Here is a 14,461-nt window from a genome sequence, read left to right on the forward strand (position 1 = left end):
TTGAACTAAATGCGCTACCGGGATTATCATCGATTGCTTAAATAAAGTTTTCCTTGAAGACCACTATCGGTAATAGGCCAATTAGACGCATCAAATGGGTTATAGCGAATGTCGACAAAATTAATTTCATAGAAATTCTTCCATTTGCCACCTTCCTTATCCAATTGACGAATCCGATTGGCTGATACATTCGTTACTTCCAATTCAATGTGGTTTTCTACTTTCAATATTCCTGTAGGAATGTTCAATTGAAATGGGATAGACCAAACAATACCCAAATCTTTTCCATTCAATTTTACCTTAACCCAGTCACGCACTTGGTCAAAATGAAGGACCTTAGCTGATTTTAGTTCCTCTGCTGTTAATGAAAAATCAAAGGAGTATTTAGCGGATCCACTAAATTGATGCGTAGAGGATTCCTTTGTCCAATAATTCAACTCATCTAGTTGCTGCGAATGAGGCAAAATGGGCGCACCTTGCACAAAATCCACTTGAATCTTGCTGGTAGGTTTAATATGAACCTCACTTTTTTCCGTCAATGCAGTCAGAACTCCGCCCTTGAAAGTATTTGATACACGGATAATCCGACTTTCGCCCGGAGCTAAAACTAGAGAAAGTAGCTTAGTTTTGGGTAATTTAATTTTCTTTACTTCTTGGGTTAGAGGGTTCAGCATTTCTATGCCTGCACTAGATTTAGCCAATGAAATATTGCCTTCCGTAAACTGATTAGACAAATTGGTCACAAAATAAGCAAAGCCATTTTCCGTTCTCTTTCGAATAAAAGAAAGTCCTTGTTCTACCATAGTCTCCTTACTCACCGCATGGCGAGTCAATGCATCTGCAGGATCAGACAACACCCTCAAAAGAAAGCTTTCTCGCGCCTTATTCCAGCGCTCTTTTTGTTCCTCCGTATAATTCCAAGTACTTGCCACCGAAGGAATATGTTCTAAAAAATAAACGGGCATTCCTTGTTTCACCCAGCTTGCCAAAAGTTCCATGGTTTCTAATGACAAATGGGTACTAGGAGGAATCAGCAACATTTTATACATATTCCCAGAAGGGGCCTTCCATTTTTTGGGAGCTACCACTTGCAAAGTACTAAGCAAATAATCTGACACATAATCCACCTGAAAACCTCGGTTTTGTAAGGCATTGGACCACTTGCCAAAAGGCGTTTGAATCATCCAATCTCGACTATTGGCATGTAAATCAAGGGCGTGGGTTTTCCCAGATGCATTTCTTTCATGCCAAATATCTTCCATAGGAAAATACAAAAGCAAGTCGGAATCCGTAGGATACTTCTGCAACATGCTTTGACATGTTTCAATGTATTTATTCAGTTCTGGTAAAGCACCCCAAAAATGACTTTGAGGATTAAAATTGGTACTAGCATAAAATAACCAACCTGGCCAAGCCACTTCAGGTGGAGAATAGGTAGCGCCATGGTAAAATACATGGTTCACCCCTCCTACAAAAACTTCATCGATGATGGGTTTTACTTGAGCTAAAGAAACCTTAAAATGGTTACCTAACCACGTAGCTGTTTCGCAAGAAACCAGTTTTTTACCCATGATATCAGCCGCAGATGAGGCTAATTTAATATTCCGCAAATCCGGTATGCCAAATCGCACGCTGTCATAATCTGGGTCTATACGATACCCCGGAATGGTATAGGGCTTACTTCCGAAAAATTCAGTCTCTGGAATATCCACCGATGCATATAAATCAATCAAATTGCCGGGAGATCCATGTGCTTGGTCTCGACTTAAGAAGCCTTGGTTTTTAATCCATTTGGACCAAGGTTTAGTAAATTGATTGAGCAACATATCAGCCAAGGTACGGTGATAATCCGCCCACACTTGATTTTGAAATTCGTCCTCGGCTTTGGCTGCCGCCAATACAGGCAAGTAATGGCGTAGATCATAGCCATTAATCCGTTTAAACTCATCAAATATGCGAGGGCTGAAATTGGCCCCATAAACTTCATAAGAATCGGTATAAATGGCTCTGAGTGGAGCATGTGATTTTTTCAAAAGTGCGGCAAAAGGTTGTTTATACGCATCCCATGCTTCTTGAGAAAAATGGTCCATCACCAATCCCTCTCCACCGGGAGCTGCTCGTTTGACTTTTTGTTGGGTTAAGGTTTGATAAAACAGATAAATGACTGTATTAGACGTTTTTGCTTTCCAGCTTGACAATTTACCTTGTTGATACAAAAGCCATAAATCTTCTTGAAAATTGTTGCCTTGATAAGACGTAATGGATACTAATTGAGAATTGGGAAATTTATCTAATGCTGGAGAAATGCTAGCGACATGTTCTCCTTCAGACAAATTCATGGATTGAATCTTATAAGCCTTAGCCGCTTCGGATAGTCCAATTTGCGGACCTCCGTATGGCCAACCTGTTCCTAAAGTTAAATCAATCCCGAGATGTAACCTTTTGGCTTCCTTCAGGACAAAGGTCAATTTATTATTCCATGCTGGACTCAAGTAATTCAAAAATTGCTTTTCATACCCTTTTGCCCCATAGATAGGAATGATGTGCAATCCTCCAAAACCTGCCTTGGTAAAGGCTTCTAGATTATGTGTTATTCCTTTCTCAGAAACAGCACTACCTGGCCACCACCAATAAGCCCAAGGCTTGGCACTAGAAAAAAGAGCAGGGTCTTTCGGCCCTGCTGCTTTAACATTGCTGTAAATCAACAGCAATACAATGAGTATTTTTTTCATTTTCTTAGACAAATCTGCCCAATAAATTTTCTAAATATTCTTGCTTTCCAGATATCAATGCTGGCTCACCAATTTCGGTGGCAATTTGATACAAGTCTTCTAATTTCAACTTACCTTGTTCAAATTCAGCACCTTTACCTGAATCAAAGCTAGCATAACGAGCAGCTTTCAGTTTATCCATTTCTCCGTGAGTCAAAATCTTATCTGCAATCAATAACGATCGCGCAATGGTATCCATTCCACCTACGTGAGCATAGAATAAATCGGCTGCATCAGTAGAATTTCTACGACGTTTCGCATCAAAGTTAATACCACCACCAGCTAATCCACCTTGACGTAAAACAATGGCCATAGCTTCAGCCCACTCATAAATATCCGTTGGGAATTGATCCGTATCCCAGCCATTTTGGTAGTCACCACGGTTAGCATCCAAAGAAGCTAACATGCCATTATCAGAAGCCACTTGGCACTCATGTGCAAAAGTATGACCTGCTAATGTAGCGTGGTTAACCTCTAGATTTAAGCCAAATTCTGACAATAAATCAAACTCTCTCAAGAATCCAATCACAGTAGCAGAATCATAATCATATTGATGTTTGGTTGGCTCACATGGTTTTGGCTCAATGAAGAACTTACCTGTAAATCCATTTCTGCGAGCATATTCCACACAAGTATGTAACATACGAGCAAAATGCTCACGCTCACGCTTCATGTTGGTATTCAATAAAGACATATATCCTTCTCTACCTCCCCAGAATACATAACCACGACCACCTAATTTGATAGTTGCATCAATGGCTGATTTTAACTGAGCACCAGCATGAGCTACTACTTCAAAATTGGGGTTAGTCGATGCGCCATTCATATAACGCTCATTAGAAAACAAGTTAGCTGTTCCCCATAGTAGCTGTACACCACTTTCTGCCTGTTTCTTGGCAAAGATGTCAGAAATATATTGCACTCGACTGGCGAATTCTTTGGGATCATTGGATTGATCGATCGCATCCACGTCGTGAAAACAATAAAAAGGTGCGCCAATTTTGGTAATAAATTCAAATGCAGCATCCGCTTTATCAGCTGCACGTTGACGTGGGTCAGATGCAACATCCCATGGATAATGATGGGTACCCGGTCCAAACGGATCTGAACCATCTCCACAGAATGAGTGCCAATAGGCAATAGCAAAACGAAGGTGCTCCTTCATGGTTTTACCCGCTACTACTCTATTTTCATCATAGTAACGAAATGCTAAAGGGTTGTCCGAATCAACTCCTTCAAATTTAATTTTTTCGATGCCTTTGAAATATTCTTTTTGGCCTATAATCACACTCATGGTTCAATAGTTTAATTTATATCTATAAGCCTCAAAACTACAAAATCTACCCAAGACTAAAATAGCTATCTGTCTTTTTTTTTAGTCTCTCTTACCTAATAATAAACGGAGCGTTTTGATTAGATGAACAAAGAGTAAAATCTTTTTTCTATTTTTGAAAAAAAAGAGCTCATCAATGACAAAAAAACTATTCTTCCTCCTTTTACTAGGACTTTTTGCTAGTCCTATTTTTGGCCAATCTCCAGCTGGAACTTATAATGCGAACAATCGATTCGAGCAATTAGAATCCATCCTGCCCACGCCTAATAGTTATCGTACGGCTAGTGGTTCACCTGGTAAAGATTACTGGCAGCAACGCGCAGATTATGATATCAAAGTTGAATTAGATGATATCAATAGAAAAATCACGGGTTCAGAGACCATCACTTATTTCAATAATTCACCGGATGAATTACCTTATTTATGGCTGCAATTAGACCAAAATCTATTTGAAAAAGGGTCGGCAGGTAGTACGACCAAAACCGGCGATATCAAAAATGGTATTTCTGCCTCCGCTTTTAAAGAACTAACGGATCCTAAAAGTTATGGATACAAAATTACGGCGGTAAAAGACATCAAAGGAAATGCTTTACGTTACACCATTAACCAAACGATGATGCGTATCGACTTAGCTACTCCCGTTAAATCAGGTGCTAGCGTAAGTTTTGCCATTGATTGGAATTATTTAATCACGGAATATTACGGTCGGTCAGGATATGAGTTTTTTGCCAAAGATGGGAATGCCAATTATTTTATCGCACATTGGTTCCCTAGAATGGCTGTTTATAACGATGTATATGGCTGGCAACATAAGCAATTTTTAGGCCAAGGAGAATTTACCTTAAACTTTGGTAATTATAAAGTGGCTATCACAGCTCCTAATGATATAGTCGTAGGTGCTGGAGGAGAATTGTTGAATCCTAATCAGGTGATGACTGCTACTCAATTAAAACGTTGGGATAAGGCAAAAACAGCGACTCGACCTGTTGAAATAGTCAATCAAGAAGAAGCTGAGCAAGCTGAAAAAGGAAAACCAACTGGTAAAAAAACGTGGATCTACAAGGCTGACAATGTTCGTGATTTTGCTTTTACTGCATCCCGTAAATTCATTTGGGATGCCATGCAAGTAGATGTAGAAGGGAAAAAAGTATGGGCTATGTCCTATTATTCTAAAGAAGGGAATCCACTTTGGGGGAAATATTCCACCATGGTAGTGGCCCATACCTTACGCTCCTATTCTAAAAGAACCGTGGCTTACCCATATCCTGTAGCTATTTCATGCCATGCTACTTTGGGGGGTGGAATGGAATACCCAATGATTTCATTCAATGGCGGTCGTCCAGAAGCGGATGGCACCTATTCCGAAAATGTAAAGAATGGCATGATTGGGGTCATTATTCATGAGGTTGGGCACAATTTCTTCCCTATGATCATCAATTCTGACGAAAGACAATGGTCATGGATGGATGAAGGTTTAAACACGTTCTGTCAATATTTAGCCGAGCAAGAATGGGATCGTAATTTCCCAGCTAGACGAGGAGAAGCTCAAAGCATCATTCCTTACATGCGTTTAGATGCTAAAAACCAGGTTCCTGTAATGGCCAACTCAGAAAACATCATGGATTTTGGGAATAATGCTTATGCTAAACCAGCTGCTGCTTTAAACATCCTTCGTGAGACGGTGATGGGCCGTGAGTTATTTGATTATGCATTCAAAGAATACGCAAGACGCTGGGCATTCAAACAACCTTATCCTGCTGATTTCTTCCGTACCTTAGAAGATGCTTCTGGGGTAGATTTGGATTGGTTTTGGAGAGGATGGTTCTATGGAACAGAGCCCGTCAATCAATCGATTGAAACAGTGGATTGGTATGGCATTGACAACCAAGATCCTATAGCCCAAAAAGCTAAATCCAAGGCCGATTTTACCGCCAAAAGGGAGACTATTTCAAATATCCGCAATAAAACAGATATCAAGGAAACGGTGGTTGAAAAAGAGCCCGACATGAAGGACTTCTACAACAGCTATGACCGTTTTGCCACCTCAGATGCAGAAAAGAAAAAATTCCAAGACTATTTAGCTTCATTATCTGATGATGAGCGCAAATTGGTAGCCGAAGGAAAGAATTTCTATGTGGTTAATTTTAAAAATAAGGGCGGTTTACCTATGCCCGTTATTGTTAAATTAACCTTTGAAGATGGTACCGAAGAAGTACTTCGTTTTCCCGCAGAAATTTGGCGATTAAATGATGTGCAGGCGAAAAAAATCATCCCGACCAGTAAAAAGGTGGCAAAATGGACACTTGATCCATTTTATGAAATCGCTGATATTGATGCAGACGATAATTCATTCCCTCGTGAACCCGCACAACCTACGCGTGTTCAATTATTTAAAGCCCAACCGAGAAGCTATGGTGCTGGTCAAGCTAACCCGATGCAAGAAGCACAAAATGCTAAAAAAGCGGCTGGGGCAGTTACAGGATCAAAGAATTAATGCTTCCTCCATCTGATTATAAACGAAGCTGTCAACCTCTTGGGGTTGACAGCTTCGTTTAAAGACATGATTATCTATTTACAAATGGCCCATGACTCTTAGAGAAGGCTACTCATCTGTTTAATATAAATCCACAATTTCTCCCCATCTGAAACGCGAATACGTTGTTCTTTAATTTGCTCAAGAGGAGCCTGCTTAATTCTTTCGAATAACCGTGTATAGTACAAATAGGCTAAAAGTACCCCCTTTTTAGCTTCATGGGGCAAACGATTGATTCCGCGCAATCCTGCATCAAAATCCAACTGAATATCTGCTTCTATTTCCTTTTTATCCTTTTCGGTCATGGTCAGATAGTCGATATGGGGAAAATACACCCTTCCTCTCTCTTCAAAATCCGATTTGATATCTCGCAGAAAATTAATTTTCTGAAAAGCGGACCCTAAAGCACAGGCATCTGTTTTTAAGGCTTGATAGGCTAATATATCCCCTCGACAAAACACATGTAAACACATTAATCCTACCACCTCTGCTGATCCATATATGTATCTTTTATACCCCGCTTCATCATACTGGGTTTCAAACAAATCAAGCTCCATGGAATATAAAAATGCATCCACTAATTCTCGCTCCATGTCATATTCATGAAAAACCCGTTGAAACGATTCTAGGATTGGATTCAAACTTATTTTTTCATCCAAAGCCCAATAAGTATCTTTTTTGAATCGCTCAAATAAAACCTTTTTATCGTGGTCATGAAAAGTATCTACAATTTCATCTGCCAAACGAACAAATCCATAAATCGCATAAACAGGATCGTGAAACCGGCTTGCCAACGTCTTTATTCCTGATGAAAAGGAAGTGGAATAGGCATTAGTCAACAATTTGGAACAAGCCAAAGAAACACGCTGATATAAATCAATCTGGGTCATGCTATTTTCTTAGGGATTTATCTACTTCATTGGCTACCACCAATCCAGAAATTAAGGAAGGTGGAACACCTGGGCCTGGAACAGTCAATTGGCCCGTGTAATACAAATTATCTAATTTCTTATTTTTCAAACTAGGTTTTAAAATAGCGGTTTGAAATAAGGTATTGGCTAATCCATAGGCATTCCCCTTAAATGCATGGTAATCCGACATAAAATCTTGATGCGCATAAGAACGCTTATACACAATAAAATCTCGAATATTTTCTCCACAATATGCTTCTAAGCGATCCATTAACTGAAGGAAATACTTTTCCCTGTGTGCTTCTGTATCTTCTAAATTGGGAGCGATAGGTATCAACAAAAAGAGGTTTTCACATCCTTCTGGTGCTACGGAGGGGTCTGTGACTGAAGGGGCACTGGCATAAAATAAGGGTTCCGACGGCCAGGATGGATCAGTATAAATCTCGTGAGAATGCACAGAAAAATCACGATCAAAAAACAAATTATGATGTTTCAGTTTGGGTAGACGTTTGGAAATACCTAGATAAAACAACAAGGATGAGGGAGCCATGACACGCTTATCCCAATACTCCTCAGAATAGTTTCTGAAATCATCTCCTAACAATTGTTCTACCCAATGGTAATCCGCACTGGCCACCACCATATCTGCTTCAATTAAGCCCTTGGCAGTCTTTACCGCCCGAACATGTTTATTGACTATTTCAAAGCCTTTTACTTCGGCATTATAAGTAAACTTCACTTGCTTTTCTTCTGCCAAGGCAACCATGCCATTCACAATCTGGTGCATTCCACCCATGGGGTACCAGGTTCCCAGCGTTATCTCAGCAAAATTCATCAAACTATACATAGCTGGTGTATTTTGTGATATGGCTCCTAAAAACAAAATGGGGAATTCCATTAATTTCAAAATGGTTTCCGACTTAAAAAATTTACGGATATGCTTATAAAAGGAGGAAAAGACATCCATCCGGATGGCATCCACTAACAGCTTTAAACTTAAAAATTCTGTGATTTTCACCGAAGGGCGCCAAACAAAATCCTGAATACCCACGCGATACTTATAGGCGGCTTGTTTTAAAAATTTGTCTAATTGAGCGGAAGCTCCTTCCTCATACGATTCAAACAGGGCTTTAATTCCCTCCATGTCAGCAGGAATATCAATAACCTCTGAATCAGACAATATGACTGAATAGGATGGGTCTAGACGTTTCAGTTCATAATAATCAGAAGGCTTTTTTCCAAATTTACTAAAATAGATTTCAAAAATGTCAGGCATCCAATACCAGCTTGGACCCATATCAAATACAAATCCCCCTTCTCTAAAAACTCGGGCTCTTCCTCCTGGTTCTGCATTCTTTTCCAATACCTGTACCTCATATCCTAGGTTGGCCAAAGCTGTCGCCGTCGATATTCCTGAAAAGCCAGCACCAATAACAATTACCTTTTTCTTTTTCATCCTATCCAATTAACCGAACCTAAACAAATATAACCATCTTTTGAAAAGAGCTGCGCAGCGTAAAAGAAAAAGCCAGACAAAATCTGACTTTTTACTTATTTCTTCTGTTAACCAAAAAACTAATCAATTCTGAAATTTTACGCGTACATGTATAACTTTTTCTTTAATTCCTTACGGGCAATATGGATTCGATTTTTAACCGTACCAATAGGCAAGTCCAATTTCTCCGAAATCTCATGGTATTTAAATCCTCTGAAATACATCAAAAAGGGTAATCGATACATCTCATCTGTTTGATCTAAAGCCTTTTCCAAATCTTCACGCACAAACTCAGATAATGCTCCATTGATTTGTAAAGATTCTTGTGAGTTAATGAAGTGTAAATTCTCAGTAGTATCAATAAAGGTATTTCGACGAACCATTCGCTGGTATTGCGTAATGAACGTGTTTTTCATGATGGTAAACAACCAAGCTTTTAAATTAGTCCCTTCTGCATACTTTTCACGGTTGGAATATGCCTTAACCAAGGTGTCTTGTACCAAGTCATTGGCATCATCCATGTCTTTTGTTAAACGTAATGCAAAGGGCTTCAAAAACTTAGAAAAGCTTCCAACCTGATACGTAAATTCAAGAGCTGTCATATACAATGTGTTATTTTGTTTAACAAATTTATAAAAAGATTAAACAAAACAAATTATTATTTAAAAAAATAATCGTTGAAACCCTCGAATTGGTCGTCCCAAAAAGCTCAATCATCGGTTATCTGCTCACTCCATTGGGCAAAAAAATAAAATGAGTGTATATTTAAATCCCCATCTGAAATAGATGGTATTCGCATGAAATTAAAATCCCTGATATTATTTTTCTTCTTGCTACTGCTTTTTCACGAATCATATTCGCAGAAGAACTGTTTTTGTACCCTTCAAGGTAAAGTATCCTCCATCGAAAATCGTGAAAAAATCAAAGGGGCATATGTCTATTTAAAAGGCACCAATTTTGCCGTGCAAACGGATTCATTGGGTTTTTTTTCCATTAAAAAAATATGCCCAGGTTCTTATACCTTAGTCTGTGAAATGAGCAGCTATGACCCTGTAGAAATCAAGGTCAATCTAAGCAATCAACACGAAGAAAATATTGCTCTGCATGTACATGATGAACATTTGCAAGAAGTAGTGGTCAGCGGAAAAAGAAATGAAACTAGTGCCCAAATGCGCGGCTCGCTAAGTACTGAGGAAAGAAAAGAAAGGGATGGTTTAAATTTAGGTGAAATGCTCAAAGGTATTTCAGGAGTTCAAAGCTTACAAACTGGAAGTACCATTTCCAAACCTGTCATACATGGCATGCACTCCAGTCGAGTGATTATACTCAATCAAGGTGTTCGTCAAGAAGGTCAAAACTGGGGTAGCGAACATGCTCCTGAAGTAGATCCTTTTGTTAGTAAAAATATTCAGGTGATTAAAGGGCCTGCTGGTTTGCGATATGGTGGTGATGCCATTGGAGGTATTGTCATGTTAGAACCCAACGCTCTTCCAGACACGAGTGGCGTTACAGGTGAACTCCAAAGTATTTATTTCACCAATGGCCGTCAGTGGGTAGGCTCAGGAAGCGTGGAAGGAGGCTTCGCTAACGCGAAAGGCTGGGGTTGGCGCGTTCAAGGAACAATCAAAAATGGAGGAAATATTCATTCTGCCAACTATTATTTAGCCAATACTGGTGTGCAAGAGCAAAATTTTTCTAGCCAATTAGGTTATAAAACACGTCAATTGGGAGCTGACCTATTCTATAGTCGATTCCATACTGTTCTCGGTATCTTTCTTGGCTCTCATATTGGAAACGTAAATGATTTAGAAAGATCAATTGAATTGTCTAGGCCTTTAGAACAATTTACTCCAAGGGAATTTATTCGAAGCATCGATCGACCTAACCAAGATGTGATCCATGATTTATTAAAGTTTAAAAGCTTTTATCAAGTTTTTACCCATTATGCTTTGCGACTCACCCTGGCTCATCAAACAGATGAACGTTTAGAACTGGATGTTCTGCGGGCAGGAAAAAACATCAACACCTTAAGCTTTCAATTAAGTACTTGGAATGGAGAACTCCTATTGGACGGAGCTAATTCCAGTCAATTATGGAAAGGGCAATTTGGGTTAACCTTTTCGCTACAAGACAATATCACTTCGGGAAATCGAGTAAATACTCCTACCTTGATCACCAGTTTATTGCCTAATTATGAACAAAATAACCTAGGATTATTTGCCATTGAGAGAATGGTCAAAGAAAAATGGGAATTGGAATTAGGGCTTCGATTGGATCAAAAGCAAATTGTGACCCACCGACCTATCAAAAACTACTCTTTCATCATAGACCAAGATGTGAAAAATTTTACAGGCTTATCTGGTAGCGCAGGCTTAAAATACCATTGGTTAGATAATTTAGAAAGTCACTTTATTTTAGCAAGGGCATTTAGAGCTCCGGGGGCCAATGAATTATTCTCCAATGGTGTTCACCATGGAGCGGCCGCTTACGAAATTGGTCAACCCAACTTAAAAGGCGAAACAGCAACCAACTTAAGTCTTACCACTCAATATAACGTGGAAAAATGGGACATCGAATTAGGCTTGTACAGTAATCATATTCAGGATTTCATCTACTTACGTCCCATGGTGAATGATGGTCAAGCCGTCTATATCATAACGCTACGTGGAATTTTCCCCGGATTCACCTATGAACAAATCAATGCCCGATTCAATGGGTTAGATGGGCAAATTTCTTACCATCTTAGTCCCAAAATTTCCTTGCAACAGAAAACAAGCTTGGTCAGAGCTTTTAATACCAATAACCAAGAATATATGGTCAACATTCCAGCTGACCGTTTTGAATATTTGATCCGATATCAATTCAACAATAACAAACAATATATCAGCGCAGGGCTCACTCAAGTTTCACGTCAAAGTCGGGTGGAAGCAGGTTCCGACTATGCCGTGCCACCCGCTGGCTATCAATTAGTGCAACTCAACTGGGGATATCAATTCCATAAACTGGATGTGGGAATACGCATTACCAATGCCCTCAATGAATCGTATCGAGATTACTTGAATAGATTCCGCTATTATACCGATGACCAAGGACGAAATATCCAATTGAGAGTAGCTTACAAATTCAGTTAATTATCTTCTCAACCATTGCTCAGGATTCTGGCGAATGGTGTTTTTCCACACTTGAAAATTAATTTCTGCAGTACCGTCATCATCTGATGCCACACTGCCTATTCGCTGGCCTGTACGAACACGCTGTCCCGTGGAAACCGAGACATTATCCAACTTACTATAGACGGTAAAGTAATCTCCATGCTGGATAGCCACTACCATATTAATACCAGGTATATTCACCACCGACTGGACTATTCCCTCATAGACAGAATGTACGGGAGAGCCTGGAGCAGTTTGAATATCAATACCATTATTATTAATCATCACCCCTTTTAAAATAGGGTGTTTATGTACACCAAAGTGGTCTGAAATAAAGCCTGAAGGTACAGGAAAAGGCATTCTACCCCGTAAAGCTCCAAAGGAACTAGCTAGTTTAGCTTCTTCCGCATTCATATAGTAAATATTCTTTTCCAAAGGTACCGTTTTGATTTCTTCTACTTTCTCTGCCACTTTTGCCTTAGCTAGCTCTTTTTTATCCTCAGCGGTTTCAATTCTTGTCTCTGATTTAGCCTCATCTTTACCCGACTTTTCACTGTATTTGGGTAAGGTGCCATCTCCCTTTAAGGTCGGCAATGAAGGTTTATTAACTTCTAATTTTCTGGCTTGCTGAGCTAGTCGTAATCGCCTCTCTCTTTCCTGACTTTTTTGAATTTCTCTAGCCACAATACCCGCTATCAAATTGTCCAATTTGCGAATCGCTAATTTCTTTCGCTCTAATTCAATGCGTAATTTCTTTTCTTGCTGGGTTAAGACCGTAACTACTTTGTCCTCCTTGGTTTTCAGAACTTCCAAATTCTTTTTCTCCTTTTCCTTCTCCACCAATACCTTTTTTTCCTCCGTTTTCTTAAAAATCACCTGCTGCTCCTTGGACATCAAATCCTGACGGGTCTGAAATATCTTATGTGCTTGGGCTTTGCGGTTACTAGTAAACTGACGTAGATAATCAAAGCGACGCGTAAATTCCCCAAGGTTAGAGGAAAGTAACAAGAAACTTAACTTATTATACACCGTGGATGTCTTTTGAGCCTCAAATAACATTTGAGCATACATCCGTTTTAACTTTTTCAACTTGGCGGCCAATACGTCACTTTCTTGACGGAGCTTATTGGCTTCTTGTGCCAATAACTTTTGGTTCTCACTCAAAATACCGATTTGCTTTTTCTGAACCCCGATCTGCTCTTTCAATACATTCAATTTCCCTAATGAGGCTTTTTTCTTCTTGGAAGTACGAGAAATGATGCTGTTTAACTCTTTAATCTTGGCTAAATTTTCCTTCTTTTGACGTTCCAATTGCTCTCTTTTATCCACTTGGGCATCCATGGAAAAAGCTAGCAATAAACAGAATAGAAAAGCAATGTATTTCAAGGTTTTAGGATTTATTTGTTCAGGTATTTAGCTGGAACTTTAAAAGGAAATTCCAATGGGTTTTCTAACAATTCTACTTTAGAATACTTGATACTAATGAGTGTTTTTACCACTTTATTGTCCTTGTCCTTCACATCTAAGGTAATTTGACTGGAAAAAGGGAATAAAAATTGGTTAATCGTAGCAAAATCTTCATAATCCAAGGTCAATTTATTTTCTGTTGGACCATCATTAACCAATAATTTTTTCAACTTTCTATTAGGCCCTACATAATTATCAATTTGAATTCGACCTTCATCTTGCTTCAAAATATAATTTTCATTTTCCCGAATTACTCTGGAATTATTCTTCTTAAATGGTTGATTCCCCACAATTAAAGATTGTAAAATTTCATAGGTAATCTTAAAGCCCATTTTGGTACTTAAACTATCATAGGTCAAGTTAAAATACTCACTATTAATTTTATGAAAAAACTGAACTCGATCTTTAGAAAAAAGTCCTGTAGCTCCCGTAATCATGGACACCGAAATATTCATCCAGATTAAACTATCTTTTTTCATCCGTATATCCACCGTATAAGTATCTGAATTGGAATTGGTCTTCCAAAGTACCTTAGATTTTGCCTTTAGATAATTGAAATTCAAATCTTCAGTAGCAACTTTAGGTTCTTCTACAACCGGCTGAACTTCGACCACTTCTGGCTTTTTTTCTACTATGACCGTAGTATCTTTAGCAACGATGGTATCGCTTACAGCGACAGTTTCCACAGGGAGAGTCCCAACCTTCTTCCCACAGGATTGAAAAAGGATGAATAAACCAAAAAGTAAAATATTCTTCCAGTGGCTTAAATTTGGCATGCGATTATTTTTACAGCACAAAA

At 38.9% G+C, this 14,461-nt stretch carries 9 protein-coding genes; 2 read left to right on the top strand and 7 right to left on the bottom strand.

The features are described 5' to 3' along the window. Window positions 1-26: 26 nt before the first annotated feature. Both EWU23_RS10095 and xylA read right to left on the bottom strand, forming a co-directional pair. A complete protein-coding gene (locus tag EWU23_RS10095; RefSeq protein WP_166231735.1) occupies window positions 27-2,732 on the bottom strand; it encodes a glycosyl hydrolase in 2,706 nt (901 codons plus the stop codon). A 4-nt stretch (window positions 2,733-2,736) separates the two neighbouring features. Continuing rightward, on the bottom strand, window positions 2,737-4,065 hold the full coding sequence (gene xylA, locus EWU23_RS10100) for a xylose isomerase (protein WP_166231737.1): 1,329 nt from the start codon (window positions 4,063-4,065) through the stop codon (window positions 2,737-2,739). Between the two features lie 175 nt (window positions 4,066-4,240). Between xylA and EWU23_RS10105 the strand changes: the two genes are divergently transcribed. Beyond that, on the top strand, window positions 4,241-6,598 hold the full coding sequence (locus EWU23_RS10105; protein WP_166231739.1) for a M1 family metallopeptidase: 2,358 nt from the start codon (window positions 4,241-4,243) through the stop codon (window positions 6,596-6,598). Between the two features lie 98 nt (window positions 6,599-6,696). Here the strand turns inward: EWU23_RS10105 and EWU23_RS10110 are convergent, their stop codons facing one another. The 3 genes from EWU23_RS10110 to EWU23_RS10120 form a co-directional block, all read right to left on the bottom strand. Further along, a complete protein-coding gene (locus tag EWU23_RS10110) occupies window positions 6,697-7,527 on the bottom strand; it encodes a phytoene/squalene synthase family protein (protein WP_166231741.1) in 831 nt (276 codons plus the stop codon). A 1-nt stretch (window position 7,528) separates the two neighbouring features. Then, window positions 7,529-9,004, bottom strand: coding sequence for a phytoene desaturase family protein (locus tag EWU23_RS10115; RefSeq protein ID WP_166231743.1), 1,476 nt, complete (start codon window positions 9,002-9,004; stop codon window positions 7,529-7,531). A 137-nt stretch (window positions 9,005-9,141) separates the two neighbouring features. Beyond that, window positions 9,142-9,645: an RNA polymerase sigma factor gene (locus EWU23_RS10120; protein ID WP_166231745.1), complete on the bottom strand. Its 504-nt coding sequence runs from the start codon at window positions 9,643-9,645 to the stop codon at window positions 9,142-9,144. Window positions 9,646-9,840: 195 nt separating this feature from the next. Between EWU23_RS10120 and EWU23_RS10125 the strand changes: the two genes are divergently transcribed. Beyond that, the gene (locus tag EWU23_RS10125; RefSeq protein WP_166231747.1) at window positions 9,841-12,174 is read left to right on the top strand and encodes a TonB-dependent receptor; all 2,334 of its coding nucleotides are present in this window, start codon (window positions 9,841-9,843) and stop codon (window positions 12,172-12,174) included. Here EWU23_RS10125 and EWU23_RS10130 read toward each other — a convergent pair whose 3' ends face one another. Continuing rightward, on the bottom strand, window positions 12,175-13,581 hold the full coding sequence (locus EWU23_RS10130; RefSeq protein ID WP_166231749.1) for a murein hydrolase activator EnvC family protein: 1,407 nt from the start codon (window positions 13,579-13,581) through the stop codon (window positions 12,175-12,177). An 11-nt stretch (window positions 13,582-13,592) separates the two neighbouring features. Next, window positions 13,593-14,438, bottom strand: coding sequence for a DUF4292 domain-containing protein (locus EWU23_RS10135; protein WP_166231751.1), 846 nt, complete (start codon window positions 14,436-14,438; stop codon window positions 13,593-13,595). Window positions 14,439-14,461: the final 23 nt, after the last annotated feature.

This window comes from Aquirufa beregesia, assembly GCF_011090385.1.
GTDB classification, from domain to species: Bacteria; Bacteroidota; Bacteroidia; order Cytophagales; family Spirosomataceae; genus Aquirufa; species Aquirufa beregesia.